Source organism: Bradyrhizobium sp. SZCCHNRI20481 (assembly GCF_032485055.1).
GTDB lineage: Bacteria > Pseudomonadota > Alphaproteobacteria > Rhizobiales > Xanthobacteraceae > Bradyrhizobium.
Window position 1 is genome coordinate 157,166 of record NZ_JAUEUE010000006.1, and the last position, 24,168, is coordinate 181,333.

A 24,168-nucleotide genomic window follows, 5' to 3' on the forward strand; every position below is an offset into this window, starting at 1 on the left:
GCTTGCCCACACTAGCATGGATATTCCGAAGCGCTACTTGATCGGCGCGCGCGGCAGCACGGTGTCGCCGATCTCCATCCGGTAGACGTGATCGAGCGAATACCAGGGCGCGGTGACGTCGGGCTCGGTCGGGTGCGGCGTGTCGTGGCGAATGAAGTTGCCGAGCAGCGCCTTGGTGACGCCGAACTGGACGTCGCTGTCGATGTGCGGGTCGTTGGGGTCGTAGACCTGCGAGATCAGGACCTTGAATCCCGGCTTGACGATCAGCGCGTGCAGATGCGCCGGCCGATAAGGATGGCGGCCCTGCGCCTTCAGAAGGCGGCCGACGACCCCGTCGGTCGGGATGGGATAGCCGACCATCATCACCGAGCGAAACCAGAAGCGGCCATCGGCATCGGTCACGAGCTTGCCGCGCAGGTTCATGTCGGCCTGCTCCGGGTCCTGGTTCTCGTAGGTGCCGACCGGGGAGGCGTGCCAGACGTCGACCTCGGCGCCGGCGACCGGCGCGCCATGGGGATCGACGACGCGCCCGTTGACGAACAACGCCGGCCCTGGTGTCGCCGAGCGCACGATCGAGCCGCCGTTCGCTGTAACAGGCGAGTTCAGCCGCCAGAACGGACCGAGCAGCGACTGCGCGGTCTCGGTGTTGCCGCCATCGCCATTGTTGAGCAGGCAGACCAGCGGCGAGACGCCGAGCGAGCCGGCCATCAGCACCACCTCGTTGTGGGTGTCGTTCGTGCGCTGACCGAGCTCGGCGACGAGGGCGGCGGCCTCGCGGAATTCGGCCTCGGTCAGCCTGACATCGCGGACGAAGCCGTGCAGGTGCTTGATCAGCGAGACCATGATCTCGCGCAGCCGCGGATTGGTGGTCTGCTCCATCACCGCCAGCACGGCCGGCGTGACGTCCTGTTCGCGTGAGATGGTCATCGTCAGGACTCCGTCATTCCGGGGCGACGCGCCAGCGTCGAACCCGGAATCTCGATATTGCAGGACTCATCTCCAGATTCCGGGTTCAGCCCTGCGGGCTGCCCCGGAATGACGAAGCGCTTAGCGCTTCGTCATTTGATCGTCTCGACCGCCAGCGCGACGCCCTGGCCGACGCCGACGCACATCGTGGCGAGCGCACGCTTGCCGCCGCGGACCTCGAGCCCATGCACGGCGGTCATCGCGATGCGCGCGCCGCTCATGCCGAGCGGATGTCCCAACGCGATGGCGCCGCCATGCGGGTTGACGAAATCGGCATCGTCGGCGACGCCGAGCTGGCGCAGGCAGGCGATGCCTTGAGACGCGAACGCCTCGTTCAACTCGATCAGGTCGAAATCGGTGATCTTCAGGCCGAGCCGCTCCATCAGCTTGCGCACCGCCGGCACCGGGCCGATGCCCATGATGCGGGGCGGCACGCCGGCGGAGGCAAGGCCGAGCACACGGGCGCGCGGGGTCAGGCCGTGCTTCTTCACGGCGGCCTCCGACGCGAGGATCATCGCGGCCGCGCCGTCATTGACACCCGAGGCATTGCCGGCGGTGACGGTGCCCGGATTGCGCACGATCGGCTTCAGCTTGGCGAGGCCTTCGAGCGTGGTCTCGGGGCGCGGATGCTCGTCCTTGTCGACGGTCACGGGCCCTGCCTTGCCGCCGGGCACCGACACCGGCGTGATCTCGGCGGCGAAATAGCCCGACGCGATCGCCTTGCCGGCGCGCTGCTGGGAGCGGATCGCGAACGCGTCCTGGTCGGCGCGCGACACCTGGAATTCCTCGGCGACGTTCTCGCCGGTCTCCGGCATCGAATCGACGCCATACTGCTGCTTCATCAGGGGATTGATGAAGCGCCAGCCGATCGTGGTGTCGAAGATCTCGGCCGAGCGCGAGAACGCCTCGGTCGCCTTGCCCTGCACGAACGGCGCGCGCGTCATGGATTCGACGCCGCCCGCGATCGCGAGATCGACCTCGCCGGCGCGGATCGCACGTCCCGCCGCGCCGACCGCGTCGAGACCGGAGGCGCAGAGACGGTTCAAGGTCTGGCCGGGAATTGAATCCGGCAGGCCCGCGAGCAGCAGCGCCATACGCGCAACGTTGCGGTTGTCCTCGCCGGCCTGGTTGGCGCAGCCGAAGAACACCTCGTCGACCGCCGCCCAGTCGAGATTTGGATGCTTGGCCTTGAGCGCCTTCAGCGGTGTCGCCGCGAGATCGTCGGTGCGCACTTTCGCCAGCGCGCCGCCGAAGCGGCCGATCGGGGTCCGCACCGCATCACAAATAAACACGTCTCGCATCGCTCTCTCCCGAACTTTCGTGTTTCTGGTCAGAATTGACGGCGGTTTTAGGAGTGCGATGGGAGCAGGTCAAATGACGGGAGCGCGGGGTGGCATGCGCTCAAGCTGCTGGATGCGACGCTCACGCCTCACGAACGGTGGGCGCCCTCTCCCGCTTGCGGGGGAGGGCTGGGGTGGGGGCAGCCCCAAGCGAGAATCCCCGTGAGGAGAGACTTCCCCACCCGTATCGCATCTTCGATGCGATGCGACCTCCCCCGCAAGCGGGGGAGGTACAAGAGCCGCCACTGCTCGGGCGTGGAAAACCGGGACATCGCCTGCAAAGCGGTAGGACCGTCCGGGCAAATTGGCTAGTTTCCGCGCCATGACGATCCAGCAGCCCATCTCCGTCCCCGTTCCGCCCGACGCCGCGCCCGCCGAGGCGCCGGCCAAGCTCACGCCGATGATGGAGCAGTATCTCGAGATCAAGGCGGCGCATCCGGGGCTGATGCTGTTCTACCGGATGGGCGATTTCTACGAGCTGTTCTTCGAGGACGCGGAAGTCGCTTCGAAAGCGCTCGGCATCGTGCTCACCAAGCGCGGCAAGCATCTGGGCCAGGACATCCCGATGTGCGGCGTGCCGGTCGAGCGCTCCGAGGACTATCTGCACCGGCTGATCGCGCAGGGCATCCGCGTCGCGGTCTGCGAGCAGATGGAGGATCCGGCGGCTGCGCGGGCGCGCGGCAACAAGAGCGTGGTCAAGCGCGGCGTGGTGCGCGTGGTGACGCCGGGCACGCTGACGGAAGACAATCTGCTCGATGCGCGCGCCAACAACTACCTGTTGTCGATCGCGCGCAGCCGCGGCTCCTCCGGCGGCGACCGGCTCGGGCTCGCCTGGATCGACATCTCGACCTCGGACTTCATCGTCACCGAATGCGCGTTCGCCGAGCTGACCGCGACGCTCGCCCGCATCAATCCGAACGAGGTGATCATCTCGGATGCGCTGTATTCTGATGCGACCTTCGAGCCGGTGCTGCGCGAACTCGCCGCGGTCACACCGCTGACGCGCGACGTGTTCGACGGCGCCACCGCAGAGCGAAGGCTGTGCGATTATTTCGCGGTCGCGACCATGGACGGGCTTGCGGTGCTGTCGCGGCTGGAGGCCACGGCCGCTGCCGCCTGCGTCACCTATGTCGAGCGCACGCAAGTGGGCCAGCGCCCGCCGCTGGCCCCGCCGGCGCGCGAGGCGACCGGCAGCACCATGGCAATCGATCCGGCGACCCGCGCCAATCTCGAACTGACGCGCACGCTCGCCGGTGAGCGGCGCGGCTCGCTGCTGGACGCGATCGACTGCACGGTCACATCCGCCGGCTCGCGGCTGCTGGCACAACGGCTCGCGGCGCCCTTGACGGAGCCGGCGCAGATCGGGCGCCGTCTCGATGCAGTCGCCACGTTCGTCACCGACGGCGCCGCCCGCGAGGACATCCGCTCCATCCTGCGCGGCGCGCCCGACATGACCCGCGCCATGGCGCGGCTCTCGGTTGGCCGCGGCGGCCCGCGCGATCTCGCCGCCTTGCGCGACGGCATCCTTGCCGCCGACCAGGCGCTCGCGCGGTTGTCCGCGCTGGAGCAGCCGCCGCAAGACGTCACGTCCGTGATGGCTGCGCTGGCGCGGCCCGCGCGGGCGCTCGCCGAGGAGTTCGCCCGCGCGCTCGACGAGCAGTTGCCGCTGATCAAGCGTGACGGCGGCTTCGTCCGATCAGGCTATGATGCGACGCTCGACGAGACGCGCAATCTGCGCGACGCCTCGCGGCTTGTCGTCGCCTCGATGCAGGCGCGCTACGCCGACCAGACCGGCGTCAAGGCGCTCAAGATCCGCCACAACAACGTGCTCGGCTATTTCGTCGAGGTCACCGCGCAGCACGGCGACAGGCTGATGTCGGCGCCCTTGAACGCGACCTTTATCCATCGCCAGACCCTCGCCGGCCAGGTGCGTTTCACCACGTCGGAGCTCGGCGAGATCGAGGCCAAGATTGCCAACGCCGGCGAGCGCGCGCTCAATCTCGAGCTCGAGATCTTCGACCGGCTGTGCGCGTCGGCGATGGCGATCGGCGACGATCTGCGCGCCGCCGCGCACGGCTTTGCGATGCTCGATGTCGCGACCGCGCTGGCCAAGCTCGCGGTCGACGACAACTATGTGCGCCCCGAAGTCGATGGCTCGCTCGGCTTCGCCATCGAGGGCGGCCGCCATCCCGTGGTGGAGCAGGCACTCAAGCGCGAAGGCCAGCCGTTCATCGCCAATTCCTGCGATCTGTCGCCGACGCCGGGCCACAAGAGCGGGCAACTCTGGCTGCTCACCGGCCCGAACATGGCCGGCAAATCAACCTTCCTGCGCCAGAACGCGCTGATTGCTTTGTTGGCCCAGATTGGCTCCTTCGTCCCGGCGAGCCGGGCCCGCATCGGCATCGTCGACCGGCTATTCTCGCGCGTCGGCGCCGCCGACGATCTCGCACGCGGGCGCTCGACCTTCATGGTCGAGATGGTCGAGACCGCGGCGATCCTCAACCAGGCCGGCGAGCGCGCGCTGGTGATCCTCGACGAGATCGGGCGCGGCACCGCGACCTTCGACGGCCTGTCGATCGCCTGGGCCGCGATCGAGCATCTGCACGAGAGCAACCGCTGCCGCACACTGTTCGCGACGCATTATCACGAGCTGACCGCCCTCGCCGCCAAGCTGCCACGGCTGTTCAACGCCACGGTCCGCGTCAAGGAATGGCAGGGCGACGTGGTGTTCCTGCACGAGGTGCTGCCCGGCTCCGCCGACCGCTCCTACGGCATCCAGGTCGCGAAGCTCGCCGGCCTGCCGCCGGCCGTGATCAGCCGCGCCAAAGCGGTGCTGGCGAAGCTGGAAGCCCAGGACCGCGGCCAGAGCGCGCGCGTTTTGGTCGACGACCTGCCGCTGTTCGCGGTGCCCTCGCGCGCGGCTGCGGAGCCCGCGATGTCGAAGGAGGCAGAGGAACTGATCGCCGCCGTGAAGGCGCTGCATCCGGACGAGATGACCCCGCGCGAGGCGATGGACGCGCTGTATCAACTGAAATCGAAACTGCCGAACAAGTAGTTGCCGTCATTCCGGGGCGCGCGCAGCGCGAACCTGGAATCCATCCTTCGTCAGCGCATGCAGCCAGATGGATTCCGGGCTCGCCGCCTGCGGCGTCGCCCCGGAATGACAGAGAGATGCCGTAGGGTGGGCAAAGACGCGAGGCGTCGTGCCCACCATTTGCAGCGTGACATGCAACTCGGTGGGCACGCTTCGCTTTGCCCACCCTACGCAAGCTGACGAGCTGCCTTCCGTCGCCCCAGCCACCACAGGCCGAGATTCCAGCCGACGCAGGTCGCCAGCGCGCCGCTGAGGCCGACCGCCGCGCCGAGATGCAGGCTGCCGAGGTGCAGCACGACGACGGCGAGCGAGAAGCCGATCAGGCCCCAGGCGCCGTTGGCCAGCACGGCCGCCGTCGCGGGCCCGCCGATGCGCGGCTGCAGGATCAGCATCATCGAGGTGAAGACGATCGGAAACAGCGCCAGGATGCCGGAGACGCTGGGGCCGGCCCAGCCGGAGACCGAGGTGACGGTGGCGACGAGCGTTGCCACCAGCGAAGCGCGCAGCGGCACGTCGTACCAGCGCCGCGTGATCAGCGGCATCTTGGCGTGGCGATAGCGCTGCAGCAGCGGCAGGCAGATGGCGAACGTCACGACGTTGGCGGCGATGCCCATCAACAACGTCCACTGCACGCTCTTGATCAGCACCGCGAGGCCGAGCCACACCGCCACCGCCGTGGCACTTGCCACCAGCACGCTGCGGCGCTGCGCCAGCACGGCATAGGCAAAGCTGAGGAAGATCGTCGCGGCGTTGATCGGCAGGCTGGTCAGCGCGCCCTGCGCGATGAACGCGGCATCGTGGTCCAGCGCCAGGAAAACGTAGGTCGGCCCCGCCGAGATCGGCAGGGTCGCGACCAGCGCGCCGATGACAGGCCCGGTGCGCTCGGCGATCATCGACGCCGACACCACGAACGACGCCGCGATCGCCATGCGCAAGGTCAGCAGCAGCAGAAAGGGGGGATCGAGGGACATCAGCTCATGCTGCGCGGACAGTGATCTCCCTCCCCCGCCTGCGGGGGAGGGCCGGGGTGGGGGCGCGGCTCGGGTGGTGATAATGGGTGTGCCGTGCGGAGAGAATTCCCCCACCCGCCGCGCATCTGCGATGCACGGCGACCTCCCCCGCACGCGGGGGAGGCGCAGACCGAGCGAGCCTCAACAGCTTGTCTCCTCAGCGGCAGCGCCGCCGTGCAACTACACCCGCTTCAGGCTGACCGACACTTTCGGGCCGTTCTTGATGGTCTGATACACCACGCAATAGCGCTCGGTGAGCTTGAGCAAGAGGTCGAGCTTGTCCTGCGGCGCGTCGGTGTCGACCTCGAAGCGCAGGCGGATTTCCTGGAAGCCGACGGGGGCCTCCTTGTCGACGCCGAGCGTGCCGCGGAAATCGAGATCGCCTTCGGCCAGCACCAGCCCGCTCTTGAGCGGGACCTCGACGGCGGTCGCAACGGATTTCAGGGTGACGCCGGCGCAGGCGACCAGCGCTTCCAAGAGCATGTCGCCGGAGCACAGCTCGAGCCCCGAGCCGCCGGTCCCCGGATGCAGGCCGGCCACAGCCATTGCGCGCCCGGTCTCGAGCTTGCAGGTCAGACCCTCACCGCCGACCTCGCCCTTGGCCTTCAGCGTGATGACGGCGGCGGACGGATCGGCCTTGTAGCGTTCCTTGATCGGCGCCTGCATGGCGCGCAGCTCGGCAGCATCCATTGTCGTTCTCTCCCGGAGTCATTTCGGACGAGATGTACCGGGCCGGGCCGCCAAAGTCACCACCACAGGCCGCCGCCGGCGTCACGCCTGCCCTGCGCGTCCGGCATCGTCCGGTCGAGCGAGCGATCCAGTGCAGTGAGCACATGGCGCCTGAACTGGTCGAACAAGGGCGCGTTGCGGTCGCGCGGCCGCGACAGATTGACGGTGATCTCCTCGAACAGCCGGCCCGGATGCGGCCGCATCACCATCACGCGGTCGGCCAGCACCACGGCTTCCTCGACGTCGTGCGTGACCAGCACCAGGGTCGGGCGCGTATCGGCCCAGAGGTCGAGCAGGTGGTCCTGCAGGTCCTTGCGCGTGAAGGCATCGAGCGCAGAGAACGGCTCGTCGAGCAGGAGCACCTCCGGCCGCGCCACCAATGCGCGGGCGATCGCGACGCGTTGCGCCTGGCCGCCGGACAATTCGCGCGGCCAGACCTTCGCTTTGTCGGCGAGGCCGACACGTTCGAGCGCGCGCGCGACGCGATCGCGGCGCCCGGCCGCCGGCAACTCGGACAGGCCGAACCCGATGTTGTCGGCGACCGTGAGCCACGGCAGCAGCCGCGGCTCCTGGAAGATGATGCCGACCTTGGGATGCGGCGCCGTGATCGCCTCGCCGTCGAGCGTCACGGTGCCGGCGCTGGCGCGGTCGAGCCCGGCGACGGCGCGCAGCAAGGTCGACTTGCCGCAGCCGGAGCCGCCGATGATGGCGATGATCTCGCCGAGCTGGATCTCGGTCGAGAACCGCTCCAGCGCGTGAACGCCGTTGGGATAGACCTTGGTGACGGCTTGCAACGACAGCATCAGGCGGCCCCGCTCTGGCGTGCGAAGCTGTCCTGCCAGCGCAACAGCGGCGCGGTGGCGATCTCCAGGAGCCAGTCGGTCGCCTTGCCGATGATGGCGAAGATCACGATGGCCGCCACGATCTGCGCCGGCTTGCCGAGCTGCTGGCCGTCGATCAGGAGGTAGCCGAGCCCTTCCGACGCCCCCATGAACTCGGCGGCGACGACGAACATCCACCCCAGGCCGAGGCCGACGCGCAGCGACACGACGTACGCCGGCAGCACCGCGGGCAGCAGGATGCGGCGGATCATCGCCGGCCCGGAGAGACGGAAGATGCGGCCGACCTCGACGATCTTGCGGTCGACCGAGAGTATCGCGCCGGTCAGGCCGAGATAGACCGGGAAGAATACGCCGACCGCGATCAGCGCCACCTTGGAGGTCTCGAAGATGCCGAGCCACAGGATGAACAACGGCACCCAGGCGATCGAGGGAATCGCGCGCAACGCCTGGATGGTGGGATCGACCAGCCGCCGGGCGAGGCCCCAATAGCCGCAGATGCCGCCGAGGACAGTTCCGGCAATGACGCCGAGGCCAAAACCGACGCCGACGCGGGTCAAGGTCATCGTGATGTGGCGGGAGAGTTCGCCGGAGCGGGCGAGCTCGGCGATGGTGGTGAAGACCTTCGAGGGCGGCGGCACCAGCCGGCCGTTGGACCAGCCGGCCCGGACGGCAAGCTCCCAGGCGAGTGCGAGCGACAGCGGCAGCAGCAAGCCGAGCAGCGGGCGCGTCAGCCGCGTGAGCCATGGCTGGCGAGCAGTCTGGGGTATGGCGGCAGCCGGCGCCTGCAATTCGACGGTCATGGTCATAGTGAGAACAGTGTCCCGCGCGGGAATGCAAGGCGTGGTGATGGTGGTGGATGGTAATGGGGCCGAGGACGGCGCTCCTAACTTGCTGTCGTCCCGGCCTTGAGCCGGGACCCATACTCCGCGGCCGCCGTGGTGAGACGAGATGCCGCTCCAGCCTGCCTCCCAACGACCTTCACGGAGTATGGGTCCCGGATCTGCGCCCGCCAGCGCTTCCGCGCTGGCGGGCTTGTCCGGGACGACACCGTTATTTTGTCTGCAGCATTGGTTGTATCTGCAACAGTGCTTCGTACGTTCTAGTTCGTCGGCAGCGGGACCTGGTCGTCGATCAGGGCATCCAGCGTCGCCTTCACATCCACCTTGGCATCGACGACACCGGCCTGCTGCAAAGCGAGGCCCGCGGCGAGGATCGACTCGCGCTGGGGTGCGCCGATGCGGCTATGGGTGAGCTCGGTGCGCTCCTTGAGCTGCTTGTCGACGACGGCCTCCGGCAGCTTGGTCACGGCGATGAAGGTCTTCTTCAGGTCGTCGTAATTAGCCAGCGCGTCCTTGCGTGCGACCTCGTAGGTGGCGAGCACGCGGCGGACGATCTCGGGATTGTCCTTGAGGAACTGCTCACGGACGTTGAGGATGCCCCAGGTGTTGGCGTCGGCCTTGCGGTAGAACAGCCTGGCGCCCTCCTCGACCTCGGCCTGCGCCATCATCGGATCGAGCCCGGCCCAGGCGTCGACGTCGCCGCGGATCAGCGCCGCCTTGCCGTCGGCGTGCTGCAGCAATACCGGCGTGATGTCCTTGTCGCTGAGGCCGGCTGACAACAGCGCGCGCACCAGGAAGATGTGCGGATCGGTGCCACGGGTCACCGCGACCCGCTTGCCCTTGAGGTCAGCCACGGAGGCAATCTTGGAATCCTTGGCCGTGACCAGCGCGGTCCATTCGGGCCGCGAATAGACGTAGACCGACTTGATCGGATTGCCGTTGATCCTGGCGACCAGCGCGGCGGAGCCGGCGGTCGAGCCGAAATCGAGCGAGCCGGCGTTGAGGAATTCGAGCGCCTTGTTGGAGCCGGCCGACTGCACCCAGACGATGCTGATGCCGTCCTTCGCGAACTCCTTCTCCAACAGTCCCTTCTGCTTCAGCACCAGCGACACCGGATTGTAGGTCGCCCAATCGATGCGGATCTCCTTCACCGGCTCGGCCGCGCGTGCAGCGCCGCATCCCAGGAGAACCACGGCCGCAACCGCAGCAAATCCGCGCCTCGACAATCCACCCATCGTCACCCCTCCAAGCCTCAAGAAACATTGCTGTGGTTTCAATGAGTTATGCCAGGGGCGCGCGAGAATTGCTTTTCCTTTCGACGGCACCATTCAGAACGATCATCATCCCGTGACCACCGATGACAGCATGGATCGATTGTTGCATTGGAAGTTTCGTGACAGCACAGGCCTTGTTCGATATCCGGTTGCATCCATGGACAGCGTCGCCCCCAATTCCCACCCCGATAGCCTTTCCGATTTCGACAGCGCCGGCATCGCGGTTGCGGTCGACGCGTTGGCCGCGCAGCATTCGGGCCGCGAGGACATGTTCCGCGCCGCGGTGGTGCAATTCCTCAAGGCCGAGCTGGTCAAGGCGCGCGCAGCGGCCCAGGCGCAACTGCTGAAGGACCGCCACGGCCGGCGCTGCGCCGAGCAGCTCTGCTTCGTGCAGGACGAGATCATCCGCATCCTCTACGCCGCGGCCACCCAGCACCTCTACCGCTCGCAAGTGCCGAGCGGCGCCGAGCGCATGGCGGTGGTCGCCACCGGCGGCTATGGCCGCGGCCTGATGGCGCCGGAGTCCGACATCGATCTCCTGTTCATCCTGCCCTACAAGCAGACCGCCTGGGGCGAGCAGGTCGCCGAAGCCATCCTGTACTCGCTGTGGGACATGGGGCTGAAGGTCGGCCATGCGACCCGCTCGGTCGACGAGTCAATCCGCCAGGCGCGCGGCGACATGACCATCCGCACCGCGATCCTGGAGACGCGCTATCTCGCCGGCGACCGGCCGCTCTATGACGAGCTGGTCGCGCGCTTCGACAACGAGGTGGTGCAGGGCACCGCCGCCGAGTTCGTCGCCGCCAAGCTGGCCGAGCGCGAGGAGCGGCACCGCCGCGGCGGCCAGTCGCGCTATCTCGTCGAGCCCAACGTCAAGGACGGCAAGGGCGGCCTGCGCGACCTGCATACGCTGTTCTGGATCGCCAAATATGTCTATCGCGTGCGTGAGACCGCTGAATTGGTCGAGCGCGGCGTGTTCGACGCGCATGAATACCGCACCTTCCGGCGCTGCGCCGATTTCCTGTGGTCGGTGCGCTGCAACCTGCACTTCGTCAGCGGACGGCCCGAGGAGCGGCTGTCATTCGACCTGCAGCGCGAGATCGCGGTGCGGCTGGGCTACACCAGCCATCCCGGCATGCAGGATGTCGAGCGCTTCATGAAGCACTACTTCCTGGTCGCCAAGGAGGTCGGCAATCTTACCGCCATCCTGTGCGCCAAGCTCGAGGACCAGCAGGCCAAGCCGGCGCCGGTGCTGAGCCGGATGATCTCGCGCCTGACCACCGGCTCGACCTGGCGGCGCGTGCCGGAGAGTGACGACTTCATCGTCGACAACAACCGCATCAACCTCGCCGCGCCCGACGTCTTCAAGCACGATCCGGTCAATCTGATCCGCATCTTCCGGCTGGCGCAGAAGAACAACCTCGCCTTCCATCCCGACGCGATGCGCGCGGTCACGCGCTCCTTGAACCTGATCAACACCGAGCTGCGCGACGATCCCGAGGCCAACCGGCTGTTCATGGAGATCCTGACCTCCAACGATGCCGAGGTCGTGCTGCGGCGGATGAACGAGACCGGCGTGCTCGGCCACTTCATCCGCGCCTTCGGCCGCATCGTGTCGATGATGCAGTTCAACATGTATCATCATTACACGGTCGACGAGCACCTGATCCGCTGCATCGGCTTTCTGCAGGAGATCGAGCGCGGCGGCATCGACGAGTTCACCCTGGCCTCCGACCTGATGCGCAAGATCCGGCCCGAGCACCGCGCCGTCATCTACATCACCGTGCTGCTGCACGACGTCGCCAAGGGACGGCCCGAGGACCATTCCATCGCTGGCGCCAAGATCGCGCGCCGGCTGTGCCCGCGGCTGGGCTTCAACAATGCCGACACGGAGCTGGTCGCCTGGCTGATCGAGGAGCATCTGACGATGTCGACGGTGGCGCAGTCGCGCGACCTGTCGGACCGCAAGACGATCGAGAATTTCGCCGCCGTGGTGCAGTCCGTCGAGCAGATGAAGCTGCTGACGATCCTGACCACCGCCGACATCCGCGGCGTCGGCCCCGGCGTCTGGAACGGCTGGAAGGCGCAACTGCTGCGCACGCTCTACTACGAGACCGAGCCGGTGCTGACCGGCGGCTTCTCCGAGGTCAACCGCGCCAAGCGCATCACCGCGGCGCAGGCTGAATTCCGCAACGCCTTCACCGATTGGCCCGAGGACGAGCTCAACACCTATATCGGCCGGCATTATCCGGCCTACTGGCTCAAGGTCGAGCTGCCGCGCAAGATCCGCCATGCCCGCTTCGTGCGATCGAGCGAGGATGCCGGCCACAAGCTCGCGATCAATGTCGGCTTCGATCCGGCGCGCGGCGTGACCGAGCTGACGATCTTCGCGATGGACCATCCGTGGCTGCTGTCGATCATCGCCGGCGCCTGCGCCTCCGCCGGGGCGAACATCGTCGATGCCCAGATCTATACCACGACCGACGGCCGCGCGCTCGATACCATCGCGATCTCCCGCGAGTATGAGCGCGATGAGGACGAGGGCCGGCGTGCGACCCGGATCGGCGAGACCATCGAGCAGGTGCTGGAGGGCAAGCTGCGGCTGCCGGACGCCGTGGCGCGGCGGACGACGCGCGGCAAGCAGCACAAGGCGTTCTCGGTCGAGCCGGAAGTGACCATCAACAATCAATGGTCGGAGCTCTACACCGTCATCGAGGTCTCCGGCCTCGACCGCCCCGGCCTGCTGTACGAGCTGACGACGGCGATCTCGAAGCTGAATCTCAACATCGCCTCGGCCCATGTCGCCACCTTCGGCGAACGCGCCCGCGACGTGTTCTACGTGACCGATCTGCTGGGCGCGCAGATCAACGCGCCGACCCGGCAGGCGGCGATCAAGAGCGCGCTGCTGCATCTGTTGGCGAACGACGACGCGGCCGCCCAACCGGCGGCATGAGAGACCATTGCGCGGCATTGAGCCGATCGGAGCCGATTTGAACGAGGGGGCCGGCACCACCGCCGGTCCCGGCAGGCTTGGGGGAGCCGAACCATGGCATTGATTGCAGACATCGTCGTCGGACTGATCGGCCTGCTTCACGTCTACATTCTCGTGCTCGAGATGTTTCTCTGGACCAAGCCGGCCGGCTTGAGGGCGTTCAACAACACGCCGGAGCGCGCGGAGCAGACCAAGGTGCTCGGCGCCAATCAGGGCCTCTACAACGGCTTCCTCGCCGCCGGCCTGTTCTGGGGCCTCGCGCAGCCGGCGCCCGCGTTTGCCTTCCAGGTCAAGATCTTCTTCCTGCTCTGCGTGCTCGTCGCCGGGCTCTATGGCGCCGCCACCGCCAGCCGCAAGATCCTGTTCATCCAGAGCGTGCCGGCGGCAATCGGCCTGGTGCTCGTCTGGCTGGCAGCTTGATCAACACCGAGTCCGCGGCCGTCCTTCGAGACACCTGCGGACGATGTCGGTGCCCATGAGGACGTCACTCCGGGACATTCGCGCGCAAAATGGCGAAGCCGTTTTGAAGCAGCGACCACAGATGTCGTCCCGGGCAAGCACGGCGGCGCAACGCGACGGCGTGCGCCGACCCGGGACCCATACTCCCGGGCGACGTTCGAGGCAGGATCGCAACTCCGAGTCTTCGCCACAGGGCGGCCTGTAGTTATGGATCCCGGCTCTGCGCCCTGACGTCGCTGCGCGACGCCAGGGCTTGGCCGGGACGACACTGAATGTCAGGGGGCAGCTTGGCTCGCAATGGCGCGAAGTCACGATCATCGAGCTTGCATCCTAAGCCCTCGCCCCGCGGAACCGCCGCAGTCCCGGTGGCGGCTCGCCTTGCGTCCGCCAAGCCGTTCCTCCACACTGCCTGTAGCGATGGCGCCCGTCCGGGCAGACCAGCCGCACAACAACATTCAGGAGGAATGCAGACCCCATGCGACAGGGATATTTCCGTCTTGCAGGCGCGGCCGCTTTGGCCGTCACCCTCTCCGTCACGTCAGCCTCGGCCCAGAAGAAGTATGATCCCGGCGCCTCCGATACCGAGATCAAGGTCGGTCAGACCGTGCCGTTCTCGGGCCCCGCCTCGGCCTATGCCTCGATCGGCAAGACCCAGGCTGCCTATTTCAACATGATCAACGAGCAGGGCGGCATCAATGGCCGCAAGATCAAGCTGATCCAGTATGACGACGCCTATTCGCCGCCCAAGGCGGTCGAGCAGGTCCGCAAGCTGGTCGAGGACGACGAGGTGCTGCTGACCTTCCAGATCATCGGCACGCCGTCCAACGCCGCGGTCCAGAAATACCTCAACGCGAAGAAGGTGCCGCAGCTGTTCGCCGCCACCGGCGCCACCAAGTTCACCGACCCCAAGAACTTCCCCTGGACCATGGGGTACAATCCCAACTACTTCACCGAGGGCCGCATCTACGGCCAGTACATTCTGAAGGAGCATCCCAACGCCAAGATCGGCGTGCTCTATCAGAACGATGATCTCGGCAAGGACTATCTGAACGGGATCAAGGCCGGCCTGGGTGACAAGGCATCGACCATGATCGTCGCCGATGCCTCCTACGAGGTGTCCGATCCGACCATCGACTCGCAGATCCTCAAGATCAAGGCGGCCGGCGCCGACCTGCTGTTCTCCGCCGCGACGCCGAAGCAGGCCGCTCAGGCCATCAAGAAGCTGCATGAGCTCGACTGGCACCCCGTCCACATCGTCGATATCAATGCCACCTCTGTCGGCGCAGTGATGCAACCGGCCGGCCTCGAAGCCTCCAAGGGCGTGATCTCGGTCAATTACGGCAAGGACCCGCTCGATCCGACCTGGAAGGACGATCCGGGCATGAAGCGCTATCTGGATTTCATGGCCAAGTATTATCCGGAGGGCGACAAGAACTCCAATTTCAACGTCTATGGCTACGGGAACGCACAGCTCCTGGTGACGGTGCTGCAGATGTGCGGCGACAACCTGACGCGCGAGAACGTCATGAAGCAGGCGGCGTCGCTGAAGGACGTCGTCGGCGACCTGTCGCTGCCGGGCATGAAGATCAACACCTCGCCGACCGACTATCGCGTCAACAAGCAGCTACAGATGATGAAGTTCAACGGCGAGCGCTGGGAGCTGTTCGGCCCGATCCTGGAGGACAAGGGCGCGGCGGGCTAGCTGCACTCGACGTCGTTCCAGGGCGTGCGATAGCGACGAGCCCGGACCCTCGAGATTCCGGATTCGATGCTGCGCATCGCCCCGGAATGACGCGGTCAACATCGACGGGACGGGGCTGCGGGATAGCGCGGCCCCGTTCTGCATTGCGGCACGGGTTGCGCCCGTTCGCCGCTGCGTGCGCTCGCCGACGGCCATTCGACCGCATCGCGGGTGACAACGGCTGTTGCGGTAGGATCCGCCGTCGCGTCGAGGGAGTATCAGTCGTTGATGACGTCACCCAGGTCTCGTTGCTTGACGACCCGGTCGATCAAGCCCCACTGCAAGGCTTCGTCCGCGGTCATGAAGTGATCGCGATCCAGGGTGCGCTCGACGTCCTCATAGCTGCGTCCGCAATGCTCGGCGTAGAGCCTGATCATGCGGCGCTTGGTCTGCTCCATCTCCTTGGCGTGAATCAGGATGTCGGACGCCTGGCCCTGAAAGCCGCCGAGCGGCTGATGCACGTGAAGACTTGCATTGGGCAGCGCCGTACGCTCGCCCGGCTCGCCCGCCATGAGAAGAAACGACCCCATCGAACGCGCCGTTCCCATGCAGAGCGTGTGTACCGGTGCTTTGACGAATTGCATCGTGTCATACATCGCGAGGCCGCTGGTGATCACGCCGCCGGGTGAATTGATGTAGAGATGGATCGGCCGCTTTGGGTTTTCCGCCTCGAGAAACAGCAGTTGCGCGCAGACCAGGGCGGACACCGTGTCGTTGACCTCGCCGTTCAGGAAGACGATCCGCTCACGGAGCAGCCGCGAATAGATGTCGAAGGATCGTTCGCCCCGACTGGACTGCTCGATGACCATAGGGACGAGTTGCATCGTGTCGCGCATGCGCGAGCTCCCGGTTTCAGTGGGTTGTTAGTGAACTAGAGCGTCAAGCCGCGCGCATCAGGCTGCGCCGGTTGCTGTTCGCCGCCGGCGGCGTCCGCCGCATCAGCTTCGTGACGACCAGTCCGTGAATGATTCTCAGCCTGGTCCCGCCTGCGGCATTGGGCATGACCTGGAACGTCACGATGCTCTCGAGGTACGGCGGCTCGTCGTCGCGCATCCGGTAGCGAACTTCTTCGCCGGGCGTCGAGGAGACCGGGGCGGCATCGGCCAATTCTCCTGAAGGCAGCCAGTTCTCGCGCAGCGCGGGAATGCTGATCGCCCGCCACACCTTCTCCGGCGGAGCGTCGAGTTCATAGTCGAGCACCAGATCGTCGCTCTGCCGGTCATCCTTGAAATCGGTCATTGGTCCATGTCCTTCAGCACGGCCTTCAACGCATTGACCCGCGACGGCCAGTAGGCGCGGTACTTCGCCAGCCAGCGCGCGATCTGCGCCAGGCCCTCCGGATCGACCTCATAGTTGACGAAGCGACCCTGCCGTTCTTCCCTCACCAATCCCGCGCTTCTGAGAACCGCGAGGTGCTGGGACATCGCCGGCTGGCTGATCGTCAGACCCTCGCGAAGCGCGCTGGCATTCATGCTGCCGTTCGCCAGCTTCTCGAAGATCGCGTATCGCGTCGGATCAGCCAGGGCCCTGAAGATGTCACTCTCGATCATGCCAACACATAAGCATAAACTTATGTGTCGTGCAAGCCGGCTTTTTCGATCGCTCGATCGTCAAAAGCATGCTGCGCAGTTCTCGCCGCTTCCTCCTTCACGTCATGCCCCGCGCAGGCGGGGCATCCAGTACGCCGCGGCGTCTCGGTCGATCACCACCGTCTCGGAATACTGGGTCACCCGCCTTCGTGGGTGACGACGGCGGCGATGAAGACACGCCCCGACCCAGCCCACCGCTGCGCTCCCTCCCCCCTTGTGGGGGAGGGTTGGGGAGGGGGGTAGCTCCGGGCGACCGTCTTCGCGGCTACCCCCCTCCCTAGCCCTCCCCCACAAGGGGGGAGGGAACGTACCTTTTCCTCAGCAAGCAGCGGTGTCCAAAGATGGGCACGCCGAAAGCAGCCTACGCCGTCGGCACCTCGCCGAAATTCCTCCCCACCGGCAGCACGGCGTGGCGGATCAGGCGCGAGTCTTCGACCGCAGCCTGGCGGTGCTTCACCGCCTCGCGATAGACGGGATCGCGGATCATCGCGACGAAGGCTTGCACGCTCGGATATTCGGCGATGAAGCAGTGATCCCAGTATTCCTCCTGCGGACCGATCAGCATCAGTTCGAAACGACCCTGCCAGACGACGCGGCCGCCGAGGCGCTCGAACACCGGGCCGCTCTCGCGGCCATAGGCGGCATAGGCTTGCGCGCCGCTAACCTTGCGTCCATCGGGATAGGCGGCCTCCTTACGCAGCCGCACCAGGTTCAGCATGTGGATCGGACCCGGGCGGTCATTCTCCCGGAACTGCGCGAACACCTCCTTGGTGGGATCGATATGGCCCATGAATTCCCTCGCCTGATTGTTGTTGACCTTCGCTTAACCATAACGCGGCGTTAGCGGCGCGAAACTCCTAATCGCGCGTTAAGCTCTTCCTAACTGCCCCTTAAACTCCGGACATTACCGTGGTCGGACGGCGGGGTCGCGGGCTCGGGTTGCGTATGGCGCGGGGACGGAAACAGAGCGGCGGACGCAAGGAGCCGCGATTCGGTCTTGCGGCCGCGATGGCCGATCTGCGCCTCGACCCCAAGGATCGCATCCCCTCCGGCAACAACGCGCCCAAGAAGTCCGCTGCGAAGAAAAGGCCGGTCGAGCCCGACGACGAGGACGATGTGCCGGCGCGCGAGCCGAAGACCTCAACACCGAAACCAAAGCCGAGCCGCGGCAGGTCGCGCTGGGGATTGCCGATCGGGCGCATGTTCTACTGGGCGCTGGTCTGCGGCCTGTGGGGCGTGATCGCGCTGGTCGGCGTCGTGATCTGGGCCGGCGCGCATCTGCCGCCGATCCAGTCGCTGGAGATCCCCAAGCGGCCGCCGACGATCGAGATCGTGGGCTATGACGGCACCATGCTGGCGCAGCGCGGCGAGATGGCCGGCGCCAATGTCGCGCTGAAGGATCTGCCGCCCTATCTGCCGAAGGCCTTCATCGCCATCGAGGACCGCCGCTTCTACCAGCATTTCGGCATCGACCCGATCGGCATCGCCCGCGCTGTCGTCGCCAACATCCTGCATCGCGGCGTATCACAGGGCGGCTCGACCCTGACGCAGCAGCTCGCCAAGAACCTGTTCCTGACCCAGGAGCGCACGCTGGCGCGCAAGCTGCAGGAGGCCGAGCTGGCGCTGTGGCTGGAGCGCAAATATTCGAAGCGCGAGATCCTCGAGCTGTATCTCAACCGGGTCTATTTCGGCTCCGGCGCCTATGGCGTCGAGGCGGCGGCGCAGCGCTATTTCGGCAAGTCCGCGCGGCAGGTGACGATCGGCGAGGCCGCGATGCTCGCAGGTCTCGTCAAGTCGCCGTCGCGGCTGGCGCCGAACCGCAACCCGGAGGGCGCGGCCAAGCGCGCGCAGACCGTGCTTGCGGCGATGGCCGAGGCCAAGTTCATCACCGACGCCCAGGCGCAGGCCCAGATCGCGCATCCTTCCGTGGCGGTGAAGCCGGCCGGCGCCGGCACCGTGAACTACGTCGCCGACTGGATCGGCGAGGTGCTCGACGACCTCGTCGGCCAGGTCGAGGAGTCGATCGTCGTGGAGACCACGATCGATCCGAAGCTGCAATCCGTCGCCGAGGCCGCCATCATCGACGAGCTCGCGGCCAAGAGCGTGAAATTCAACGTCAGCCAGGGCGCGCTGGTGGCGATGACGCCGGATGGGGCCGTGCGTGCGATGGTCGGCGGCCGCAACTACGCGGACAGCCAGTTCAACCGCGCCGTGACCGCCAAGCGCCAGCCCGGCTCGGCGTTCAAGCCGTTCGTCTATCTCACCGCCATCGAGCAGGGCCTGACGCCGGACACGGTGCGCCAGGACGCGCCGCTCGACCTGAAGGGCTGGAAGCCGGAGAACTACACCCGCGAATATTTCGGCCCGGTGACGCTGACCCAGGCGCTGGCGATGTCGCTCAACACGGTCGCGGTGCGTGTCGGTCTCGAGGTCGGACCGAAGAACGTGGTGCGGACCGCACACCGCCTGGGCATCGCCTCCAAGCTCGATCCCAACCCGTCGATCGCGCTCGGCACCTCCGAGGTGTCGATGATCGAGCTGGTCGGCGCCTACGCGCCGTTCTCCAATGGCGGGGTCAGCGTCTCGCCGCATGTGGTGACGCGGATCAGGACGCTCGACGGCAAACTGCTCTACATGCGCCAGGCCGAGCAGCCGGTGCAGGTGATCGAGCCGCGCAACGCGGCGATGATGAACCAGATGATGCAGGAGACGCTGATCTCCGGCACCGCGAAGAAGGCGGAGATCCCGGGCTGGATCGCCGCCGGCAAGACCGGCACCAGCCAGGATTTCCGCGACGCCTGGTTCATCGGCTACACCGCGCGCCTCGTCACCGGCGTCTGGCTCGGCAATGACGACAACTCGCCGACCAGGAAGGCGACCGGCGGCGGCCTACCCGTCGAGGTCTGGACCCGCTTCATGCGCGCGGCGCATCAGGGCGTGCCGGTGGCGGCGCTGCCGAACGCGCAGGGCTCGGGCCTTGTGCCGACGCTGGCGCAGATCGCCTCGCAGATTTCAGCACCGTCGGCCCCCGCACCCAATGCAGCCTACTCGGCGCGCTCGGCGGCGCCGAGCCCGAGCCGCAGCAATGTTCGTCCGGAGCCCGCGGCCGGGCTCGACGGCTGGCTGGTGGACCGGTTGTTCGGCGGCCGGCGCTGATCTGATTGCACCACGACCACCGTCATTCCGGGGCAAGGCCGCAGGCCTTGAACCCGGAATGACGACGGAAGCGCAAATGCGCTGCGTGTTGCGACACAACGAGCGATGCTCGTCAGGGGAAGACAGTGAGTCGGGCCTGATCAGCCCGCGGCGGCCGCAACGGGCCGCGATGACGGCTCGCTTTTCGCAGCACCCTCGCCTTTCGCATCACCGGAGGCCTGCGCCAGCGCGCGTCCGACGAGCCGCAGCATCAGGCTCGCGCGATGGGCGCTGTAGTCGAGCAGCCAGCGGCTGAAGGCGCTGGCGGCCATCGGCCGCGCGAACAGGAAGCCCTGCATCGCATCGCAGCCGAGCTCGGCCAGCAGCTTGCGCTGCGGCTCCGTCTCGACACCTTCGGCGACCACGGCCACGTCGAGGCTCTGGCCGACGCGCACGACCGCGGTCACGATCGCCCGCGTGCCTCTGTCGTTCTCGAAATCGCGCATGAAGCTGCGATCGATCTTCAGCTCGTCGATCGGTAGCTGGGCCAGCCGGCTGAGGCTCGAATAGCCGGTGCCGAAATCGTCCAGCGACAGGCCGACGCCCATGTTGCGCAGCTCGTTCATGGTCGCGATCACGGTGGCGCGCTCGTTGAGGATAACGCCTTCGGTGATCTCCAGCATCAGCATCTTCGCCGGCAGATCGTTGGCGGCCAGGATCTGCGCCACCATCGCCGCCAGATTGACGTTCTGGAAGTTGATCGGCGACAGGTTCACCGAGATGCAGGGGATGTCGAGACCGGCACGCCGCCACGACGCCATCTGCTGGCAGGCCAGCTTGATCGACCACACGCCGATCTGCTCGATCAGGCCGCATTCCTCGGCAAGCGGAATGAACTTGGCGGGCGAGACCTCGCCGAGCACCGGATCGTGCCAGCGCGCCAGCGCTTCCACGCCGTGGATCGCGCCGTCGCGGGTGCGGATCTGCGGCTGATAGTGCAACGTCAGGGCCTCGCTGGCGATCGCCTCGCGCAGCGCTGTCGAATGCATCAGCCGTTCTTCGGCGAGCTTGTCGATGTCGGCGCTGAAGAAGCGGTAGGTCGCCCGGCCGCCGCGCTTGGCCTTGTACATCGCCGCGTCGGCCTGCTTGATCAGGGTCTCGATGTCCTTGGCATTATCAGGATAGAGGCTGAGCCCCATGCTCGCCGACATCGGCACCTGGCGCTTGCCGATCGTCAGCGGCATCGCCAGCGCGGCGGTGATGCGCGCCGCCGCGAGCGAGGCTTCCAGGGCATCGCGGTTCTGCAGCACGATCACGAACTCGTCGCCGCCGAGACGGCCCAGCATGTCGCCGTTGCGGATCTGCGCTCGCAGGCGGTTGGCGAAGCCGACCAGGAACTCGTCGCCGGCGGCATGGCCCAGCGTGTCGTTGACGTCCTTGAAATTGTCGGCGTCCAGGAAGGCCACGGCGACGTGTCCGCCTTCCGGACAGGCCTTGATGGCTTCGGCGATCAGCGACGGGATGCGGGCACGGTTGGGCAGGCCCGTCAGCATGTCATGATAGGCGACCTGTGAGATCGTCGAGCGGACCTCCTGGCGCTCGATGGCGAGCGCACCGAGCTGGACGCAGGCGGCCACGATCTGCTCGTGCCAGGGGCTGGGGCCGCGGCATTCACGGAAGTAGAAGGCAAAGGTGCCGATGACACGGCCGTCCTTGCCCTTGATGGGCGACGACCAGCAGGCGCGCAGGCCGGCGGCGAGCGGGCCGGCCTTGTAGGGTTGCCAGCGCGGATCATTGTCGATGTCGTGCGACAGCACCGGCTCGCAGAGATGGGCGGCGGTGCCGCAGGAGCCGACGTCCGGCCCGATCGCGACGCCGTCGAGGCTGGCCGAATAAGCGGGCGGAAGGCTGGCGCCGCCGAGCGGATGCATGCGGCCATCGGAATCGACGTGCAGGATCGAGCAGACGACGTCCGGGGCGAGTTCTTCGACCCGGCGGCACAGCTGATCGGCGATGGTCGTGATCGAAACGTCGGACGCCAGCGACGCCATGATCAGCTGCTGCAGCGAGCGCAACTGCTTGGTCTCCCGGATGTCCGTGAGCAGCCCGAACAGATATCTGACCTTGCCCCGCTTGGTCCGGTGCGCCTTGACATAGGCGGTCGTCCAGATCTCGCGGCCGTCCTTGTCGTAGACCAGCACGTCCTCCTCGATGCCGCGATCGTCCTCGAGGCATTGCCTCAGCCGGTCGACGATGGCGGGATCAGTGCAGGGGCCGATCAGCAGTTCCTCGGCGCGGCGCCCGATCGCCTGTTCAGGCGTGTAGCCGAACAGGCCGGCAAAGGCGGCGTTGGTATAGAGGACGTTGAGCTCGCGATCGGTGACGATGACGGCCCGGTTGGTCCGGTCGGCGACCGACGTCAGCAGCGCATTGCGCTCGCGCATGTCGACTTCGGTGGTCACGTCACGAATGAACAGCAGCGAACGGACCGGCTCGTCGTCGCGGCCCGGCGGGAGAGCGCACAGCGACAGGCGGAGGCGGGTCCGCCCGCCATCGGCATGGCGCATCGTCATTTCGCGGGCTTCGGACTGGTCCGCCTCCTGCTGCGCGTCCGTCGTCTCGTCGCAGGGGGGCGCCGGGATCAGATCCGCGGGCAGACCCAGGCTTTCGAGGTCGGCGCCGATCAGAGCGGCCGGCTCACGCCGCAGCAGCACCGACGCCGCCTGGTTGGCGTGCTGGACATGGCCCAGCGCGTCGAGAAACAGGATCGCCTCGGAGGCACCGTCGAGCGCGGCCGAGAGCAATTGTGTGGATGCGGCCGGTTGGAACTCGCTTGCAGGCATCGTTCGATTCGAGGCGCGCTGCACGTTTCGAGAGAAACGATCGGCGCTTTGGTTGCAGCGAACGACCCGGCAGCTCGCTGGGACGTCACCTTGGGGTTGATCGCGGTAAATCTGGCGAGCGCAGCGTTACGGCCGCGTTAAGGCGCCGCCGAATTGGGCAATATCCTCCGACTGCAGGCGAGAAGGCTTAAGAATTCGATAGTCCGCACGCGGGTTCTGAGTTCATCGATGCAGATTGGAACCCGACAAAGAAATGGCCCGGACCAGAAGGCCGGGCCATTGGGACTCGCATCGTCGAGATGCTCTATCGTCGAGACTTCAGTCGTCGATGCCATAGCGATGCAGATCGTTGCCGCAGGTGTCGAGCCACTTCTTGGCGCGCTCGACCGAGGAGCAGATCCTGCCACACACCTTCCAGAACCGCGGCGAGTGGTTCATCTCGATCAGATGAGCGACCTCGTGCGCGGCGAGATAATCGAGCACGAAGGGCGGCGCCAGGATCAGGCGCCACGAGAACGACAGCGAGCCGGCCGAGGTGCATGAGCCCCAGCGGCTCGACTGGTCGCGGATCGACAGCCGCTTAACCTTGACGCCGAGCTGCTCGGCATAGGCGTCGGCGGCCTTCTGCAGGTCACGGCGCGCCTCGCGCTTCAGGAAGTCGAGCACCCGGCGTTCGGTGTGCTCGATCCCGCCGGCCACGCACAGGATCTTCTCGCCACTGTCTCGCGTCTCGGTCCACACCGTGCCGCGCTCGCCCGCGCGATGCACGATCTTGTGCGGCACGCCGCGCAGCGGCACCAAAGTGCCCGGCAGGAACGGCGCCGCCTTCGGCAGACGGCCAAGACGCGCCGCGATCCACGCGCCGTGACGCTGCGCGAAGTCTTTCGCTTCGATGATCGTGCCGCGCGGAGGCATCGTGAGGATCGCTTCGCGATCCGACGGATGAATTCTCAGGGTATAACGTCGCGCACGACGGTGACGCCGCAATCTAATCGAGTAGATTTGCGAGCCATGCTTGACGAGAAGACGCGAAGGTTCGGCGGGCCGCCGATAAAGTAGCGCGCGAGTGGCCATTTCTGTCAGTCCGGGAGGGAAGAACTCGCCCGGATTTTGCCATATCCACCGCCAGGGAAAGCGCTCGGCGCAAAAACAAATCATTTGCCCAACATACAGGGGTTCGGAAGGTTCCGCACCCTAGCGGTTGGGCCTCGCGCGCCCCCAAAAACATGAATTCAGATTCAAAAGCATCGCTCAAGAAGCGACGCCACATTCACTGCTTGAGTCACTCCTGAGTTCCGGTTTCTAGCGTCCCTTC

18 protein-coding genes are annotated in these 24,168 nt (G+C 66.6%); 5 read left to right on the plus strand and 13 right to left on the minus strand.

Annotation, left to right across the window (positions count from 1 at the left end; translation table 11 throughout):
• Nucleotides 1-33: 33 nt before the first annotated feature.
• Nucleotides 34-927: a dioxygenase gene (locus tag QX132_RS11545; protein ID WP_316161202.1), complete on the minus strand. Its 894-nt coding sequence runs from the start codon at nucleotides 925-927 to the stop codon at nucleotides 34-36.
• Nucleotides 928-1,058: 131 nt separating this feature from the next.
• Nucleotides 1,059-2,267 (minus strand): 3-oxoadipyl-CoA thiolase, encoded by a 1,209-nt coding sequence (gene pcaF / locus QX132_RS11550; protein WP_316161204.1) that lies wholly within the window; start codon nucleotides 2,265-2,267, stop codon nucleotides 1,059-1,061.
• Nucleotides 2,268-2,628: 361 nt separating this feature from the next.
• Between pcaF and mutS the strand changes: the two genes are divergently transcribed.
• Nucleotides 2,629-5,361, plus strand: coding sequence for a DNA mismatch repair protein MutS (gene mutS / locus QX132_RS11555; protein WP_316161205.1), 2,733 nt, complete (start codon nucleotides 2,629-2,631; stop codon nucleotides 5,359-5,361).
• Between the two features lie 206 nt (nucleotides 5,362-5,567).
• On the opposite strand, the gene QX132_RS11560 is transcribed toward mutS, so the two are convergent.
• From QX132_RS11560 to QX132_RS11580, 5 genes are all read right to left on the minus strand, one after another.
• Nucleotides 5,568-6,371: a hypothetical protein gene (locus QX132_RS11560; protein ID WP_316161206.1), complete on the minus strand. Its 804-nt coding sequence runs from the start codon at nucleotides 6,369-6,371 to the stop codon at nucleotides 5,568-5,570.
• Between the two features lie 219 nt (nucleotides 6,372-6,590).
• The gene (locus tag QX132_RS11565; RefSeq protein WP_315756858.1) at nucleotides 6,591-7,100 is read right to left on the minus strand and encodes an OsmC family protein; all 510 of its coding nucleotides are present in this window, start codon (nucleotides 7,098-7,100) and stop codon (nucleotides 6,591-6,593) included.
• A gap of 56 nt (nucleotides 7,101-7,156) precedes the next feature.
• Nucleotides 7,157-7,942, minus strand: a complete 786-nt coding sequence (locus tag QX132_RS11570) for an ABC transporter ATP-binding protein (protein WP_316161208.1) — start codon at nucleotides 7,940-7,942, stop codon at nucleotides 7,157-7,159.
• A complete protein-coding gene (locus QX132_RS11575) occupies nucleotides 7,942-8,787 on the minus strand; it encodes an ABC transporter permease (RefSeq protein ID WP_315775730.1) in 846 nt (281 codons plus the stop codon). The genes QX132_RS11570 and QX132_RS11575 overlap by 1 nt, the downstream gene beginning before the upstream one ends.
• A 293-nt stretch (nucleotides 8,788-9,080) precedes the next feature.
• Entirely contained in the window at nucleotides 9,081-10,055 is a 975-nt protein-coding gene (locus tag QX132_RS11580; protein WP_316161209.1) for an aliphatic sulfonate ABC transporter substrate-binding protein, read from the minus strand.
• A 196-nt stretch (nucleotides 10,056-10,251) separates the two neighbouring features.
• Between QX132_RS11580 and QX132_RS11585 the strand changes: the two genes are divergently transcribed.
• The 3 genes from QX132_RS11585 to QX132_RS11595 all read left to right on the plus strand — a co-directional run bounded on the left by QX132_RS11585 (nucleotide 10,252) and on the right by QX132_RS11595 (nucleotide 15,247).
• Nucleotides 10,252-13,047, plus strand: coding sequence for a [protein-PII] uridylyltransferase (locus tag QX132_RS11585; RefSeq protein WP_316161210.1), 2,796 nt, complete (start codon nucleotides 10,252-10,254; stop codon nucleotides 13,045-13,047).
• A gap of 93 nt (nucleotides 13,048-13,140) precedes the next feature.
• The gene (locus QX132_RS11590) at nucleotides 13,141-13,506 is read left to right on the plus strand and encodes a DUF1304 domain-containing protein (protein ID WP_316161212.1); all 366 of its coding nucleotides are present in this window, start codon (nucleotides 13,141-13,143) and stop codon (nucleotides 13,504-13,506) included.
• A gap of 514 nt (nucleotides 13,507-14,020) precedes the next feature.
• Nucleotides 14,021-15,247: an ABC transporter substrate-binding protein gene (locus QX132_RS11595; protein WP_315812104.1), complete on the plus strand. Its 1,227-nt coding sequence runs from the start codon at nucleotides 14,021-14,023 to the stop codon at nucleotides 15,245-15,247.
• Between the two features lie 257 nt (nucleotides 15,248-15,504).
• On the opposite strand, the gene QX132_RS11600 is transcribed toward QX132_RS11595, so the two are convergent.
• The 4 genes from QX132_RS11600 to QX132_RS11615 form a co-directional block, all read right to left on the minus strand.
• Complete coding sequence (locus tag QX132_RS11600; RefSeq protein WP_316161213.1) at nucleotides 15,505-16,122, minus strand: ATP-dependent Clp protease proteolytic subunit; 618 nt, start codon at nucleotides 16,120-16,122, stop codon at nucleotides 15,505-15,507.
• Nucleotides 16,123-16,165: 43 nt separating this feature from the next.
• A complete protein-coding gene (locus tag QX132_RS11605) occupies nucleotides 16,166-16,525 on the minus strand; it encodes a polyketide cyclase (RefSeq protein ID WP_316161214.1) in 360 nt (119 codons plus the stop codon).
• The gene (locus tag QX132_RS11610; RefSeq protein ID WP_315783403.1) at nucleotides 16,522-16,836 is read right to left on the minus strand and encodes a metalloregulator ArsR/SmtB family transcription factor; all 315 of its coding nucleotides are present in this window, start codon (nucleotides 16,834-16,836) and stop codon (nucleotides 16,522-16,524) included. The genes QX132_RS11605 and QX132_RS11610 overlap by 4 nt, the downstream gene beginning before the upstream one ends.
• A gap of 400 nt (nucleotides 16,837-17,236) precedes the next feature.
• Entirely contained in the window at nucleotides 17,237-17,665 is a 429-nt protein-coding gene (locus QX132_RS11615) for a DUF1330 domain-containing protein (protein WP_316161216.1), read from the minus strand.
• A 155-nt stretch (nucleotides 17,666-17,820) separates the two neighbouring features.
• Here QX132_RS11615 and QX132_RS11620 point away from each other — a divergent pair, with 155 nt between their 5' ends.
• Nucleotides 17,821-20,031: a penicillin-binding protein 1A gene (locus tag QX132_RS11620; RefSeq protein ID WP_316161217.1), complete on the plus strand. Its 2,211-nt coding sequence runs from the start codon at nucleotides 17,821-17,823 to the stop codon at nucleotides 20,029-20,031.
• 140 nt (nucleotides 20,032-20,171) lie between these two features.
• On the opposite strand, the gene QX132_RS11625 is transcribed toward QX132_RS11620, so the two are convergent.
• The gene (locus QX132_RS11625) at nucleotides 20,172-22,853 is read right to left on the minus strand and encodes an EAL domain-containing protein (RefSeq protein ID WP_316161219.1); all 2,682 of its coding nucleotides are present in this window, start codon (nucleotides 22,851-22,853) and stop codon (nucleotides 20,172-20,174) included.
• 318 nt (nucleotides 22,854-23,171) lie between these two features.
• On the minus strand, nucleotides 23,172-24,011 hold the full coding sequence (locus QX132_RS11630) for a SprT family zinc-dependent metalloprotease (RefSeq protein WP_315735333.1): 840 nt from the start codon (nucleotides 24,009-24,011) through the stop codon (nucleotides 23,172-23,174).
• Between the last annotated feature and the right edge of the window lie 157 nt (nucleotides 24,012-24,168).

Bases quoted from the DNA above. Each gene is read 5' to 3' on its own strand.
- QX132_RS11570 (WP_316161208.1), bottom strand. From the start codon at position 7,942: ATGCTGTCGTTGCAAGCCGTCACCAAGGTCTATCCCAACGGCGTTCAC.
- mutS (WP_316161205.1), top strand. From the start codon at position 2,629: ATGACGATCCAGCAGCCCATCTCCGTCCCCGTTCCGCCCGACGCCGCG.
- QX132_RS11590 (WP_316161212.1), top strand. From the start codon at position 13,141: ATGGCATTGATTGCAGACATCGTCGTCGGACTGATCGGCCTGCTTCAC.
- QX132_RS11605 (WP_316161214.1), bottom strand. From the start codon at position 16,525: ATGACCGATTTCAAGGATGACCGGCAGAGCGACGATCTGGTGCTCGAC.
- QX132_RS11600 (WP_316161213.1), bottom strand. From the start codon at position 16,122: ATGCGCGACACGATGCAACTCGTCCCTATGGTCATCGAGCAGTCCAGT.
- QX132_RS11610 (WP_315783403.1), bottom strand. From the start codon at position 16,836: ATGATCGAGAGTGACATCTTCAGGGCCCTGGCTGATCCGACGCGATAC.
- QX132_RS11625 (WP_316161219.1), bottom strand. From the start codon at position 22,853: ATGCCTGCAAGCGAGTTCCAACCGGCCGCATCCACACAATTGCTCTCG.
- QX132_RS11615 (WP_316161216.1), bottom strand. From the start codon at position 17,665: ATGGGCCATATCGATCCCACCAAGGAGGTGTTCGCGCAGTTCCGGGAG.
- QX132_RS11595 (WP_315812104.1), top strand. From the start codon at position 14,021: ATGCGACAGGGATATTTCCGTCTTGCAGGCGCGGCCGCTTTGGCCGTC.
- QX132_RS11620 (WP_316161217.1), top strand. From the start codon at position 17,821: ATGGCGCGGGGACGGAAACAGAGCGGCGGACGCAAGGAGCCGCGATTC.
- QX132_RS11580 (WP_316161209.1), bottom strand. From the start codon at position 10,055: ATGGGTGGATTGTCGAGGCGCGGATTTGCTGCGGTTGCGGCCGTGGTT.
- QX132_RS11545 (WP_316161202.1), bottom strand. From the start codon at position 927: ATGACCATCTCACGCGAACAGGACGTCACGCCGGCCGTGCTGGCGGTG.
- QX132_RS11565 (WP_315756858.1), bottom strand. From the start codon at position 7,100: ATGGATGCTGCCGAGCTGCGCGCCATGCAGGCGCCGATCAAGGAACGC.
- QX132_RS11630 (WP_315735333.1), bottom strand. From the start codon at position 24,011: ATGATTTGTTTTTGCGCCGAGCGCTTTCCCTGGCGGTGGATATGGCAA.
- QX132_RS11560 (WP_316161206.1), bottom strand. From the start codon at position 6,371: ATGTCCCTCGATCCCCCCTTTCTGCTGCTGCTGACCTTGCGCATGGCG.
- QX132_RS11575 (WP_315775730.1), bottom strand. From the start codon at position 8,787: ATGACCATGACCGTCGAATTGCAGGCGCCGGCTGCCGCCATACCCCAG.
- pcaF (WP_316161204.1), bottom strand. From the start codon at position 2,267: ATGCGAGACGTGTTTATTTGTGATGCGGTGCGGACCCCGATCGGCCGC.
- QX132_RS11585 (WP_316161210.1), top strand. From the start codon at position 10,252: ATGGACAGCGTCGCCCCCAATTCCCACCCCGATAGCCTTTCCGATTTC.